The organism is Streptomyces afghaniensis, assembly GCF_044327915.1.
In the GTDB taxonomy this organism is placed as follows: domain Bacteria; phylum Actinomycetota; class Actinomycetes; order Streptomycetales; family Streptomycetaceae; genus Streptomyces; species Streptomyces afghaniensis.
Window position 1 is genome coordinate 759057 of the sequence record NZ_JBIRGJ010000003.1, and the last position, 12584, is coordinate 771640.

General features: G+C 70.7%; 14 protein-coding genes and 1 tRNA gene. 8 read left to right on the forward strand and 7 right to left on the reverse strand.

The genetic code is table 11. The features are described from left to right. Positions 1–170 precede the first annotated feature (170 nt). Both ACH4G3_RS13800 and ACH4G3_RS13805 read left to right on the forward strand, forming a co-directional pair. Positions 171–836 (forward strand): bifunctional DNA primase/polymerase, encoded by a 666-nt coding sequence (locus tag ACH4G3_RS13800; RefSeq protein ID WP_397624631.1) that lies wholly within the window; start codon positions 171–173, stop codon positions 834–836. A gap of 259 nt (positions 837–1095) precedes the next feature. Next, on the forward strand, positions 1096–1545 hold the full coding sequence (locus tag ACH4G3_RS13805; protein ID WP_397624632.1) for a hypothetical protein: 450 nt from the start codon (positions 1096–1098) through the stop codon (positions 1543–1545). Between the two features lie 244 nt (positions 1546–1789). On the opposite strand, the gene ACH4G3_RS13810 is transcribed toward ACH4G3_RS13805, so the two are convergent. From ACH4G3_RS13810 to ACH4G3_RS13820, 3 genes are all read right to left on the reverse strand, one after another. Continuing rightward, complete coding sequence (locus ACH4G3_RS13810) at positions 1790–2755, reverse strand: DUF5926 family protein (protein ID WP_397624633.1); 966 nt, start codon at positions 2753–2755, stop codon at positions 1790–1792. A gap of 275 nt (positions 2756–3030) precedes the next feature. Further along, complete coding sequence (locus ACH4G3_RS13815; protein WP_356928248.1) at positions 3031–3669, reverse strand: ATP-binding protein; 639 nt, start codon at positions 3667–3669, stop codon at positions 3031–3033. A 183-nt stretch (positions 3670–3852) separates the two neighbouring features. Beyond that, complete coding sequence (locus tag ACH4G3_RS13820; RefSeq protein ID WP_397624634.1) at positions 3853–4680, reverse strand: glycerophosphodiester phosphodiesterase; 828 nt, start codon at positions 4678–4680, stop codon at positions 3853–3855. A gap of 286 nt (positions 4681–4966) precedes the next feature. On the opposite strand from ACH4G3_RS13820, the gene ACH4G3_RS13825 reads away from it, so the two are divergent. The 5 genes from ACH4G3_RS13825 (at position 4967) to ACH4G3_RS13845 (ending at position 8920) form a co-directional block, all read left to right on the forward strand. After that, a complete protein-coding gene (locus tag ACH4G3_RS13825) occupies positions 4967–6394 on the forward strand; it encodes a S1C family serine protease (protein WP_397624635.1) in 1428 nt (475 codons plus the stop codon). 63 nt (positions 6395–6457) lie between these two features. Then, a tRNA-Ser gene (locus ACH4G3_RS13830) sits at positions 6458–6544 on the forward strand. A 301-nt stretch (positions 6545–6845) separates the two neighbouring features. Next, positions 6846–7169, forward strand: a complete 324-nt coding sequence (locus tag ACH4G3_RS13835) for a hypothetical protein (protein ID WP_366000539.1) — start codon at positions 6846–6848, stop codon at positions 7167–7169. A 452-nt stretch (positions 7170–7621) separates the two neighbouring features. Further along, positions 7622–8467: a YhjD/YihY/BrkB family envelope integrity protein gene (locus tag ACH4G3_RS13840; RefSeq protein ID WP_397624636.1), complete on the forward strand. Its 846-nt coding sequence runs from the start codon at positions 7622–7624 to the stop codon at positions 8465–8467. Between the two features lie 135 nt (positions 8468–8602). Then, positions 8603–8920 (forward strand): hypothetical protein, encoded by a 318-nt coding sequence (locus ACH4G3_RS13845; RefSeq protein ID WP_397624637.1) that lies wholly within the window; start codon positions 8603–8605, stop codon positions 8918–8920. Positions 8921–8970: 50 nt separating this feature from the next. On the opposite strand, the gene ACH4G3_RS13850 is transcribed toward ACH4G3_RS13845, so the two are convergent. Then, the gene (locus tag ACH4G3_RS13850) at positions 8971–9933 is read right to left on the reverse strand and encodes a M48 family metalloprotease (RefSeq protein ID WP_397624638.1); all 963 of its coding nucleotides are present in this window, start codon (positions 9931–9933) and stop codon (positions 8971–8973) included. A gap of 134 nt (positions 9934–10067) precedes the next feature. Here ACH4G3_RS13850 and ACH4G3_RS13855 point away from each other — a divergent pair, with 134 nt between their 5' ends. Then, positions 10068–10826, forward strand: coding sequence for a glycosyltransferase family 2 protein (locus tag ACH4G3_RS13855; protein ID WP_397624639.1), 759 nt, complete (start codon positions 10068–10070; stop codon positions 10824–10826). A 66-nt stretch (positions 10827–10892) separates the two neighbouring features. Here the strand turns inward: ACH4G3_RS13855 and ACH4G3_RS13860 are convergent, their stop codons facing one another. The 3 genes from ACH4G3_RS13860 to ACH4G3_RS13870 all read right to left on the reverse strand — a co-directional run bounded on the left by ACH4G3_RS13860 (position 10893) and on the right by ACH4G3_RS13870 (position 12453). Further along, the gene (locus tag ACH4G3_RS13860; RefSeq protein WP_397624640.1) at positions 10893–11654 is read right to left on the reverse strand and encodes a PIG-L deacetylase family protein; all 762 of its coding nucleotides are present in this window, start codon (positions 11652–11654) and stop codon (positions 10893–10895) included. Positions 11655–11663: 9 nt separating this feature from the next. After that, positions 11664–11900: a ferredoxin gene (locus tag ACH4G3_RS13865; protein ID WP_397624641.1), complete on the reverse strand. Its 237-nt coding sequence runs from the start codon at positions 11898–11900 to the stop codon at positions 11664–11666. 88 nt (positions 11901–11988) lie between these two features. Further along, positions 11989–12453, reverse strand: a complete 465-nt coding sequence (locus ACH4G3_RS13870; RefSeq protein WP_397624642.1) for a hypothetical protein — start codon at positions 12451–12453, stop codon at positions 11989–11991. Positions 12454–12584 lie beyond the last annotated feature (131 nt).

Consider the following 12584-nt stretch of genomic DNA (forward strand, 5'->3'; position numbering starts at 1 on the left):
GCAGTATGGGCGGGACGGCCGCGGAGGCAGCCATTGCTCGACCCATAGGGGTTCCCCTTGCGCACGGCAGGGGTGTGATGCGCCAACAGGTACGCACAGTGAAGTGATCGACACATGATGTGATGTGGACCACGGTGTTGCCGGCGTGCAACGGAAAGGAACGAGCGCTCATGCGCGAGATCCTCGGAAGGCGACGCAGGCTCCTGTCCCAGCGCAGCGACGGGAGGCCTGAGCTGATCGGCGCGGCCCTGACCTACGCGACGGAATGGCAGTGGCCCGTACTCCCGGGCGTGGCGGCGGACCCCGAGGGGCGCAGCCGCTGCGGTTGCCCTGACCCCGAGTGCACGGTTCCCGGCGCCCACCCCTTCGACCCCGGCCTCCTCGCGGCCACCACCGACGGCCGCATGGTCCGCTGGTGGTGGAGCAACCGGCCGACGGCGCCGATCGTCCTGGCCACCGGCGGCAAGGCCCCCTGCGCGGTCTCCCTGCCTGCCCTGCCGGCCGCCCGCGCCCTCGAAGCGCTCGACCGCTCGGGGCTGCGGCTCGGCCCGGTCGTCGCCTCGCCGACGCGCTGGGCGATCCTCGTGAAGCCGTACTCCATGGAGCAGCTCGGCGAACTGCTCTACGCCAAGGACTTCGTGCCCGGCTCCCTCCGCTTCCACGGCGAGGGCGGCTATCTGGCACTGCCCCCGTCCGAGACGGGCCAGGGCGAGATCCGCTGGGAGCGGGCGCCGCTGCCCGGCTCGGCCTCGCCGTGGGTGCCCGATGTGGAGGCCGTGGTGGACGCCGTGGTCGAGGCCCTCACTCGTACGGGTGTGAGCGCGCCCGAGTTCTAGAGCTGTCGGGCGCGCCGAGCCCGGGTTCCGTCCCGGGGCGTTATGTTCCGGGGCCATGCCGCGTCATTCCCGGACCCGCTCCCGGGACCCCCGAAAGATCCGACTGCTCGCCCTCGCGAGCGTGGTGGCGGCGTGCGCCGTCGCACTGCCGCTCGCGGTGGCGTCCGCGGGGTCTCCGGGGTTCCCGGGTTCCACGGAGTCAGGGGGTACGGCACCTGGCGGGGGCCCGGCGAAGAGTGCCGCTGCACGCGGCGGTTCTGTGTCCGGTTCCGGACAGCACGGCGTACGTTCCTCCCCGCCGTCCGCGGACGGCAAGGCGCCGTCCGCCGCGGCCGGTCTCCCCGCCCTCGACCCGGGCCTGTCGACCGCCGTGCGCTGCGGTCCGGAACTCTCCTCCCCCGAAGGCGTCGAGGCGCAGACCTGTGTCGTGACCCAGGCCGCGGACACCTGGGCGCGGACCTACTACCGCAATGCGACCGGCGAGGCGCTGGACGCCGTACTGAGTCTGATGGGGCCCGGCGCCCGGACCGTGCGGATCACCTGCGCCGTGGGTGCCGAGGACGAGCCGGGGATCTGTGAGACACCTCGGGAGCCCGCACGCGGGAATCTGGCGGCCTACACGGCGGTCGCGGAGTTCGCCAGGCGGGCCGGCCAGGGGCCGCTGCTGCTGCGCTCGGGGAGCAACTCGCCTGTCTGGACGAGCAGTTGAGAAGATGCTGCGTTCGGTGAACGGCTGCGCACATGAAAAGACCCGGTTGCTGGCGACGGGGGATGCACCAGCAACCGGGCTACAGGAACGGTAACAAGAGATCGGCTGTTCGCAAATTCGATCTCGCCCTTTCCAGTCACCGATCGGCTTGCCCCGGCCGGGAGTTGTGAAGGGTGTCACCTGTCCGTAGGGCGAGGGTCCGGCCGGCCGTCCGAGCAGCCGGACCGGACCCTGTGGCGAGCCGTCAGCTGAGTGTGACCTGCCGGTTGGTGAGGCCGCCACGCGCGCGGCGCTCATCCGGAGTGAGCGGCTCGTCCGTGGCCAGGGCGGCTGCGAGGCGCTCGGCGAACTCCGCCGCCGGCTTCTCCACGTCCTCGGCCGTGACCCCGCTCGGCAGGTCCCAGACCGGCACCGTGAGCCCGTGAGCGCGGAAGGAGCCCACCAGGCGGGTGCCCTCGCCCAGACTCGACCGACCCGCGGCGTGCAGCCGCGCGAGAGCGTCCAGAAGCTGCTCCTCGGCGTGCGGCATGACCCACCGCAAATGGTTCTTCTCCGGCGTCTCGCACCAGTACGCGGCGTCCACGCCCTGGAGCTTGACGGTCGGGATGGCCGCGGAGTTGGCCCGCTCCAGGGAGGCGGACACCTCCGGTGTGGCGTTCTCCGGGTCCGGCACCCAGAACTCGAAGCCGCTGTGCACTTCTGGCTCGAAGGCGCCCTCCGGGTCGAGCAGATCCTGGAGCCGCGGTCCGTCGGCCGGGGCGCGGCGGCCCTGCACCGGGGTGCCGGGCTCGGCTTCCAGGGCGCGCTGGAGGATGTCGGCGAGGTCGCGGCTGATGTCGCCCGACGAGGTGTCGTTCTGCAGGCCGAGCAGGACCGAGCCGTCGTCGCGGCGCAGGGCGGGCCAGGCCATCGGCAGCACCGTGGCCAGCGTGACCGCCGGGACGCCCTCGGGGAGGCCGCCCTTCAGCGTCAGCCCGGCCGTGGCCGCCGGGACCAGCTCGCGCAGGGCGACCCAGTCGCACTCGCCGGGCAGGCCCTCGAAGGGGCGGTGCACCAGCTCGGTCGCGGCGTGGGCCGCGGCCCGGCCGTGACAGGCCTTGTAGCGGCGGCCGCTGCCGCAGGGGCAGGGCTCACGAGCGCCGACGACCGGGATCTCTCCGTCCGTGATCTGCGGGCGCTTGGCCTTCGTCTGGGGTCGCTTCTTGGCCATCGATGGGTCTCCCGGTTACGGCTCGTCTCGTACGCTCGCGAGCCTAGCCGTTCACACCTCGGGGGACGGGATCCTGTGGACAACGCGGGTCGTGTGGACGAGTGGGTCGTCCGGACGACCCGGGTCGTGTGGACGAATGGGGCGTCTGGACGACGCGGGTCGTGTGGACGAATGGGGCGTCTGGACGACGCGGGTCGTGTGGACATCGCGGGGCGTGGACGACGCCGGTCGTGGAGCCCGGGGACGGGCCGGTGCCGGGTCAGGCCGGTGCCGGGTCAGTCCATGTCGTCGAAGGCGTCCGCGAAGTCCAGCCCGGGTATCTGGGAAACCGCCGGAGCCGTGACCCGCGTCGCGAAGTCGTCGCGGCGGTGGCCGGCGTCCGGGTCGTACACGTCGGCGTGGACGACGACCCACACGGTGACCTCGCCGCGGATGTCGTCCCGGACGCCCCAGTCGTCGGCCAGCGCGGTGATGATGTTCAGCCCGCGGCCGCCGTGCGCCGTGACCGACGGGGTCGCCGGGGCGGGGCGGGTCGGGCCGCCGCCGTCCGTGACCTCGACGATGAGCCGGCCGGAGGGGTCCACGCGCCAGGCGGCACGGACGTCACCGTCGCCGGAGAACGCGTCGCCCAGGGGTCTGCCGTGTTTGCACGCGTTGCTCAAAAGTTCGGAAAGGATCAGTACGGCGTCGTCGATGACCGATTCCGCTACGCCACCTCTGCGCAACTGTGCACGCATCCGGTGTCTCGCTTCCCCCACGCCCGCAGGGCCATGGGGTACGGCCATGCTCGACGACGTGGGCACCTCCTGTGCCACCACCAACGCCACCCCCGAGACCTCCTTCGCCCCACGCCACGGTGTGGATGCCCCATTGGCCTGTACCGGAAACCGGCCAATCCACGTCCGGTGACGCATTCACCACAACCGAATACGGATCGAACGCGCCGGAGCACTCCCTGTAATCGTGTGGCTTGATTTCATCGGTGTGGCCGAGAGGCGAGGATCACGTCCGTCAAGCGGTGAGGTCAAGAGGTGTGCGTGGGTCTGATGGGACATATGTGGTCGGCTTGGTGGGACACATGTGGTCGTCTCGGAACCTCAGCGGCCGAGTTGGTCCAGCACCGCGCGCGGGCGGTTGGTGATGATGGCGTCGACGCCCAGGCCGACGCAGAGATCCACGTCCTCGGGCTCGTTCACGGTCCACACGTGCACCTGGTGGCCGGCCCGCTTCAGGCGCTCCACGTAGACCGGGTGGTTGCGCAGGAGCCGGATGGACGGGCCCGCGATCCGCACGCCCAGGGGCAGCCGTCCGTCGCGCAGCCGGGGCGAGACGAACTGCGTCAGGTAGACCGTCGGCAGGGTCGGCGAGGCGGCACGCACGCGGTGCAGTGAGCGGGCCGAGAAGCTCATGACCCGCACCTGGGACTCCTCGGCGGTGGCCGGGGCGTCGAGGCCGAACCGCTTCAGCAGGACCAGCAGCCGCTCCTCGACCTGCCCCGCCCAGCGCGTGGGGTGCTTGGTCTCGATGGCCAGTTCCACCCGGCGTCCGGCGTCGGCGACGAGTCCGAGCAGCCGCTCCAGGGTGAGGACGGACGTCGCCTCACGGTCCTCCGGGCGGTGCTCCCAGTCGGGGTCCTCGTCACGCCCCTTGTAGGCCTCGCCCGTCTTCCAGGAGCCGAAGTCCAGGGCGGCGAGGTCGGCGAGCTCCAGGGCGGAGACCGCGCCGCGGCCGTTGGACGTACGGTTGACCCGGCGGTCGTGTACGCACACCAGGTGGCCGTCGGCGGTGAGGCGCACATCGCATTCGAGGGCGTCCGCGCCGTCCTCGATCGCCTTGGTGTACGCGGCCAGGGTGTGTTCCGGGGCGTCCTCGGAGGCTCCGCGGTGGGCGACGACTTGAATCACATGCTGCCGTGCGTGGGTCACCGCGTCATGGTGCCACCGCGCGCGGGTACGCGTCTGGTCGGACGGACCCGGCGGATTCACAGGTCCGGACGGAGGCACTGGAATTGCATCCTTTTCATCAGTAATGACCTATATAAAGAATGGCCCCGGACGCACAGCCACCGCTTATGGTGCTCTGACGGCCAGTGGGAAAAGCTGACGGCATACAAAGGGACAAGCACAGCTGTATCGCGCCGGACCGTCGCCAGCGTGAAAAAGCGTGACCGAGTGCGACCCAGGAAACAGCCGTGGATCGAGGAGAGAAGCTGTGAGCACCGAGAACGAGGGCACCGCGGTACCCCCCGCCCCGTCCGCACCCCCCGTGCCGGTGGACGCTCCCGCTGCTCCGGCGCCCGAGGGACAGACATCTCAGGGGCCGGGACCGTACGGACAGGACTCCCAGGGAGAGTCCGCGCACGGCCAGGGCGCTTCAGGTGGCGCCGCACATCACGGCGTCTCCTCCTCCGCCCCCGACCCCTCCTGGCCCCCGCCCCCGCCGCCCACCTCCCCGTACGGCGGCGGTTCCGGTTCCGGCGGCGGCTGGGGTTCCTCGTACCAGCAGCCGGCGCCGAAGTCCGGCCGTGGCCGTGGTGGTCTGGCCGCCGCGCTCCTGGTGGCGGCGCTGGTCGCGGGCGGCCTGGGCGGCGGTCTCGGCTACACGCTGGCGAAGAACAACGACGAGAGCACCGGCTCGACGACGGTCTCCGCCTCCAGCAGCGGCGGTGACGTCAAGCGCGACCCGGGCACGGTCGCGGGCGTGGCCGCCAAGGCGCTGCCGAGCACGGTCACGATCGAGGCCGAGAGCACCAACGGCGAGGGCGGCACCGGCACGGGCTTCGTCTTCGACAAGCAGGGCCACATCGTCACCAACAACCACGTCGTGGCCGGCGCGGTGGACGGCGGCAAGCTCACCGCGACGTTCCCGAGCGGCAAGAAGTACGACGCCGAGGTGGTCGGGCACGCGCAGGGCTACGACGTGGCGGTCATCAAGCTCAAGAACGCCCCGTCGGACCTGAAGCCGCTCACCCTCGGCGACTCCGACAAGGTGGCGGTCGGCGACGCGACCATCGCGATCGGCGCCCCCTTCGGCCTGTCCGACACGGTGACGACGGGCATCATCAGCGCCAAGAATCGCCCGGTCGCCTCCAGCGACGGCAGCGGCAGCCAGGCGTCGTACATGAGCGCCCTCCAGACCGACGCCTCGATCAACCCGGGCAACTCGGGCGGGCCGCTGCTGGACGCGCAGGGCAACGTCATCGGCATCAACTCCGCGATCCAGTCCACCGGCAACGGCGGCTTCGGCACCGGCCAGTCCGGTTCGATCGGCTTGGGCTTCGCCATCCCGATCAACCAGGCCGAGTACGTCGCCCAGGAGCTGATCAAGACCGGCAAGCCGGTGTACGCGAAGATCGGCGCGTCCGTCTCCCTGGACGACAGCTCGGACGGCGCCCAGATCACCGACCAGGGCGCGGGCGGCGCGGCACCGGTCGAGCCGGGCGGCCCGGCCGCGAAGGCGGGCCTCAAGCCCGGCGACGTCATCACCAAGCTGGACGACCGGGTGATCGACTCCGGGCCCACCCTGATCGGCGAGATCTGGACCCACAAGCCGGGCGACAAGGTCACGATCACCTACGAGCGCGGCGGCAAGCAGCACACGGCCGAGGTGACCCTGGGCTCGCGCATCGGCGACAACTGACCCCCACCTGCGCGCACCGACCCGTTACCCTTGTCCCCGCGCCGCCGATCACGGCCGGCGCGGGGAGGCGTGCCCGAGCGGCCGAAGGGAACGGTCTTGAAAACCGTCGTGGCAGCGATGTCACCGTGGGTTCAAATCCCACCGCCTCCGCGTGGTTAGCAGTGAGAACGGCCCCTGACCTGTTAGTTGGTCGGGGGCCGTCGCCGTGTGTTCGTGCCCGTGACTGCCTTGGGTCCCCCGTGGCTTCCCGTCGTTTCGGGCACGGAAGGGGCACGGTGGTACCGCATCTCCGGCTGATGCTCCTATTGATCGTCAAGCCGTGCGGGTGGGGTGGGGACCGTATTGTGGCCGGGTGCGGTACTTGGTGGAGCCGTTCATTCTTGGGGCCTTGCGGCGGGGCCGTTCGGTAGAGCAGTTCCTTGGGCCATGCGGCTCGGCAGAGCACCCTGGTGTGCGCTATGTCGAGGTCCGTGCAACGAAGGGGCCGTTTGAGGTCTATCTCCACACGGTCGAGGACGTCGGCAGCGAGAGCTTCTTGGACCTGGGCGAGTTCCCGCCGTTCGATCCAGACGACGAGGCCAGCGAGTTCGGGCTGCTCTTGGGCATGGCTGAGGACCCGCTGGCCGCGCTGCGGATCGCCGAGCAGCACGTTGCAGCCGAGCGGGATCGTTGGGTCAACGAGGGCGTCGTCCAGGACGAGTACGGCGACTTCGTTCGTGCCGGTCGGCCGGTGGGTGTCTCCGCTGATGGTCGTCAGTGGCCGGACGTGGTGTGACCTCGCGTGTGATCAAGCGGCGTTGAGCCAGTCCCGGTAGGTGCTGGCGAGCTCGTCGTCGCGGCGAAGGCCGCGTTCGAGGTTGGAGATGGCGGTCGGCCAGAGTCTGAAGTGGCGGGCAGATCCGTATCCAGGTGTGGCCAGCCCCGGAATCGCCCGTAGAGATCATCAAGCGCTGGTCGCAGCCCGGTGACGAGCTCGACGCGTAGGTCGGCGGGGAGCCTTCAGCGGCTGGCTCTTCGAGCCGCGCTCTCGCTGTAGGAGGCCTGCTGTCGGCTGTCGCCGCAGTGATCGTTCCTGTTGTGACGGGCGGCTGAGAGGGCACGACAAGCATTGCTGCGCCCCCGGCGTCCCGGTTTCGCTGGTCTGAGCTCTTGTTTTCCAGGCTATCCGGGAACCTCTGCGTCTCGACCTGGCGCGGCAAGGGTTTCGAACGTGGTACTCGGCAGGGCATGCCGACGAAGCCTTCCGGTGCCGCGGACCGTTCCTCTCGGTTCGGGCCGCTGAGCCGCGTGATCAGCCGCTCTCCAGTCGGGCGCGGGTGGCGGCGGAGCAGGGCCATCGAGCTGTGGTCGCGTTCGCTGGGCTTCGCGGCGCTGGGGTTCCTCACGCTCGTGCCGCTGCTGATCATCGTCTCCGCTGCTGATCCCGAGCAAGGGCGGGGGTTCGCGCAGTGGCTGGGGGAAGGGCTTGGTGTGTCGAGAGCCTCCCGGCGGCAGGTCGAGCAGTTGTTCACCGCGCCCGGCCAGGCCCTGCGCACCACGACCGCGTTCGGTATCGCCGCCCTTGCCGTGTTCGGCCTGACCTTCGGGGCGGCGGTGCAGACCGGCTACGAGAAGGTCTGGGGCCTGCCGCCGGCCCGCTGGTGGGCCAGGTGGCGGCATGTGGTGTGGCTCGGCGTCCTCACCGGATATCTCTACGTCTCGGCCAGCACCACGCTGCTGCGCGAACCTCTGGCAGGTGGGGCCCTCGCGTCGCTGAGTGCCGTCCTGTTCCTGTGGTGGTCTCAGCGACTGCTGCTCGGCGGGAGGGTCCGCTGGCGTGCCTTGATGCCCGGCGCCGTTGCCACCATGATCGGGTTGCTCGGCCTGAGGGTCTTCTCCAGGCTCGTCTTCTCGCCGTTGATCGCGTCCAACACCGTCACCTACGGGCCCGTCGGAACCGTCCTGGTCATCCAGTCCTGGCTGGTCGGCGTGGGCGTTGTCGTCTTCGGCGGGGCGCTGGTCGGCCGACTGCTGTACGAGGAACTGCCCCGCGTGGCACAGGCACTGAAACGGGGCGGTGGGTCACAGTCCTAGGGTTGGGAGGGGCGAGGTCAGCTCGTCGAAGACGACGCATCTGAGTACCTGTGCTCATGTGCGGTGTCCGCTGCAGCACCATGCTGACCGCATGCACTTAGTGGATCGTCGCCTCCCGACGGGACGGCAGTGGGTATGAGACGGGTGAATGAGCCGTCAACCGGCCGGCAGATCGGGGTCAGCCTGGCGCTACTCGTCATCGACTTCATGCTCATCGCTTGGTCGGTGTACGGCGTTGGGATGGCGGGATGGGCCGACAGCTACGAAAGCGACGGCGTCAGTCCGACGAGTGCGTCGCGGGCGGCGTCGCAGGCGTTGTGGCTTCTGGGAGGGGGCGCAGTACTGACAGGCGGTGGCCTCCTCGCCCTGGGATGGCGTATCCCCGGCGTCGTGCAGTTGATCGTCCTGGGGGGCGGGGCGGTGCTGGTCTCTTCACTGGCTGCCGGTGGATAGCGCCCGCCTGCCGAGCCGGAGACTCTCGAGGTCTGCGCCGTCTTCGTCGCTCACCTGGGTCCGGTCGTCGACCGGGGGATCGAGCCGCCGGACGACTGGTGGTGAGGGGATTGCAGCAGGAGGTCCCTGAGGAGGCGGCGGCCCTTCTCGTCCAGGCCGGAGCGGAACCTTTCGAAGTCGGCAGGCACCAGGGACCCGGCGAATGCGACGAGGTTGACGTAGCGGTTCACCAGGTGCGGTTGCGCCTGGGTCAGTTCGGCGTAGCGCGAAAGGGGACGCCGGGACACCTGGTAGGCCTGCTCGAGAACGCCCGTGGGGGAAATGCCGGGACCCAGTTCCTTCCCGGCGGCGAGGCGGGCTATCACGCCGAGGGACGCATGGAGGTCTTCGGCGCACAGGTAGCCGGACTGGTCGCACGTGTACTCCGAGCAACGCCAGTAAGGAAGCATCCAGGGGGCGACGTACGCCAGCCACTTCAGGTGCTCGAGAACGACCATGGAGAGGGTCAGCCGCCCGTGCCGGTACTTGAGCCAGCAGATGAAGTTGCCCAGCATGAAGCGCAGGGCCGCGGGGCCGTCCTGCTGGAGGTCCGCTGCGAACCCTCCCTCGATGAGGAGTACCCGCGTTCCGAGCAGGCTGGTCACCGTCATCTTCCCGTCGACCTCGTCGACCACGTAGACGTCGACCGGCCGGTGGTAGTCGAACTTCCGCTGGAGCTCGGCGATTTCGGCGTGGATCTCCGGAAAGCTGTCAGGTGTCACTTTGATGGCGCGGCCGAGAAGGCTGGCCTTCTGCAGCCGGTGGAAGAGCCACTCGGCCACCACGACGAAGAGGATTGTCAAGAAGAGGAACAGAAGGCCGGTGCCTCCCGTCGGGATTATGAAGACCAGGATGAGGCCGAAGGCGATCCACACGGAGCCTACGGCGACCACGAGCCTTGCGCGTTCGTTCGGGTGTCTGGCGGTTGAGGTACCGAGATAGGACTGGTACTCCGGGGCTGTGGGGGACGTCATGATGCCTCAGCTCCCTCCGTCCCATTCTCCTCCTGAGGCCCCCCTCCCGCACGCAGAACAGGCGTCCCAGTCGAGCTATGCTCGGCGGCCCCTTCCGTGTGCGTGGGGGTGAGTGAGAGGTGGTGAGTGCGGGCGTGAGGGGGCGCATCGTCGTCGTCACCGCTGTGCACGGCCCGTCGGCGCGGTTCCTGCCGGAGGCTCACAAGTCCCTGCGCGAGCAGTGGCTGCCGGAGGGCTGGGAGTGGCACTGGGTGATCCAGGAGGACGGGGAGAGCGCGGACGTACGGCCGTACGTGCCCGACGACGAGCGGGTGACGTTCCGGCAGGGCCGGGCCGGGGGGCCCGGTGTCGCCCGGACCATCGCGCTGGCGCATGCCGAGGGTGCGTACGTGAAGGTCCTGGACGCCGACGACCAGTTGACGCCGGGCACGCTCGCGCGGGATCTGGCGGCGCTGGAGGCCGACAGCGGGCTCGGTTGGGCGACGTCGCGCGTGCTGGACCTCATGCCCGACGGGTCGACGGTCGGTTTCCCGGGCGACCCCGACCAGGGGCCGATCGAGCGCGGGGTCGTCTTCGAGCACTGGAAGGCCAACGGCTTCCTCGCACCGGTCCATCCGGCTTCGCTGTTCGTCCGCCGGGAGTTGTTGCTCGCCCTCGGCGGCTGGATGGCGCTGCCCGCGTCGGAGGACACGGGGCTGCTGCTCGCGCTGAACGCCGTGAGCCGGGGATGGTTCTCGGGGGAGGTCGGGCTGCTGTACCGGAAGTGGGAGGGGCAGGTGACCGGGCAGACGGCCCATGTGGACCGAGCCGAGCGCGCTGCCCGGATGGCGGTCGTGGAGGCCAGGGCCCGGGCGTTGGCCGGTTTTCGGTGGCCTTTTCCGGCGGGGCACTGAGCGGGGCACTGAGCTGGGCACTGAGCGGGGCACTGAGCTGGGCACTCACCCGAGCCGGTCACCGGACTATGGGTGGAGTTCCGTCCCTGCCGGCGCCCGGACGACGGGGTCATGGCGGATGTACCACTCCGTACCGAGCAACCGCTCCCGCTCAGGTCCCGGCAGCGCGGCGATCAGGCCCGGGGCGGCGCCCCGTTCCACCTCCGTGCGGTGCGCCAGCACGGCGGCGATCTTCCGGTCCAGCCAGGGGGTGACGTCGACGGTCGCCGTGACCCGGTCGTCCGGGACCGTGCGCATCCTCTTGCCCGTGGGGGCCAAGGGGCCGCCCCACGCCCGGACGGCGGAGTGCGGGTGCGTGGACAGGTACAGGGCGCTCGGCTGCCAGGGCTCACCGGCTTCCGGATAGAGGCGTTCGAGTCCGGCGGCGTGGACCGCCAGCAGCGTCACGCGGTGGGTGTGGACGTGGTCCTCGTGGCCGGTCAGGCCGCCGTAGGCGTCGTGGGTGACGACGACGTCCGGGCGGAAGTCCCGGATCCGCGCGACCAGGGCGCCCACCGCCTCGTCGAGCGGGGCGTCGCACAGGCGCGGGCTGCCCGGGGCCGACCGCGGGACGCGGGAGTCGGCGTAGCCCAGCATGCGTGGCCGGCCGGCGCCGAGGATGTGGAGGGCGTCGGCCAGTTCCGCGGCGCGCGGGGTGTCCGCCGCCCAGGTAGCCGTGACGACCGCCGTGCGGGCGCCCGCCGCCGCGTGCCGGGCCAGGGTGCCGCCCGCCATCAGGGACTCGTCGTCGGGGTGGGCGAAGACCGCGAGCAGGCTCGGTACCGGCATGGGCCCTCGCTACGGAACGTCCGGTGACGGGGGCGCGTCGGTGAGGGTGATGCTGATGGCCTGGCTGGGGCACTTCTCCGCCGCCTCCAGGATCTCCGGGGCGTCGCCCGCCTCCTCGTGGCCCGGGCGGACGACACCGAATCCGTCGACGAACTCGAAGACCCGCGGGGCCCTGTGGACGCACTCGGCGGAGCCGTAGCAGAGCTCGCGGTCGACAGAGACCTTTTGCCCCTTCATCCCCTTCATCCCCTCGTCCCCCCACCGGCCGATACCGGAAGCCGGTGGGACCCGAGGTGTTGCCTGCCCAGCGCAGGGCCCGCTGAACCGGCCCGCCCTACCGCGCGCCGGCCGCCGCGAGCCAGTGGGCGACCCGGCGTACGGCGGCCTCGTCGAGCCGCTCGGCGAGGGCCTGGACGGCCGCGTCGTCCTCGGGGGAGAGGTCGTAGAGGCCCGCCCTGCTCAGCCCTGACATGAGGACCTGGTGGCGGCGGCCGGTCATGCGTTCCGCCAGGCCGGCCGGTTCGGCGGCGGGGGCCTCCGGTTCCGGACGGGACGAAGCCGCCTGCTCCAAGGGGGTGTCGAACCGGTGCCAGTCGCCGTCCTTCGGACCCCACAGGGCGAAGGTCACCTCGTCCCCACGTGCGCGCAGGGTCTGTGTCATCTCGCCGAGCGCGTGCAGTACGGGTGAGCGGTGGGGCGACTCCGCGGCTGCCCGCCAGGTCCGCTCGGCGGGCCGGTAGTGCATCGCCACCCAGCGCGGGGCGCCCTGCGGTCGCGGGCTCTCGGGACGTGTCTCCACTGTGCTCACCCCTGTACGTCGCTCCGGAAGCGGTACGGCAGGCCGGCCTTGGCAACGGCAGGCAGACCATAGCTGACGGGTCGTCAGTTATCCAGGGTTGGAGAGCGGTCCGACGGGGAGGATCACCACGT

Bases quoted from the DNA above. Each gene is read 5' to 3' on its own strand.
- ACH4G3_RS13815 (WP_356928248.1), bottom strand. From the start codon at position 3,669: ATGCGTCACCGGACGTGGATTGGCCGGTTTCCGGTACAGGCCAATGGG.
- ACH4G3_RS13845 (WP_397624637.1), top strand. From the start codon at position 8,603: ATGAGACGGGTGAATGAGCCGTCAACCGGCCGGCAGATCGGGGTCAGC.
- ACH4G3_RS13860 (WP_397624640.1), bottom strand. From the start codon at position 11,654: ATGCCGGTACCGAGCCTGCTCGCGGTCTTCGCCCACCCCGACGACGAG.
- ACH4G3_RS13840 (WP_397624636.1), top strand. From the start codon at position 7,622: ATGCCGACGAAGCCTTCCGGTGCCGCGGACCGTTCCTCTCGGTTCGGG.
- ACH4G3_RS13850 (WP_397624638.1), bottom strand. From the start codon at position 9,933: ATGACGTCCCCCACAGCCCCGGAGTACCAGTCCTATCTCGGTACCTCA.
- ACH4G3_RS13865 (WP_397624641.1), bottom strand. From the start codon at position 11,900: ATGAAGGGGATGAAGGGGCAAAAGGTCTCTGTCGACCGCGAGCTCTGC.
- ACH4G3_RS13800 (WP_397624631.1), top strand. From the start codon at position 171: ATGCGCGAGATCCTCGGAAGGCGACGCAGGCTCCTGTCCCAGCGCAGC.
- ACH4G3_RS13810 (WP_397624633.1), bottom strand. From the start codon at position 2,755: ATGGCCAAGAAGCGACCCCAGACGAAGGCCAAGCGCCCGCAGATCACG.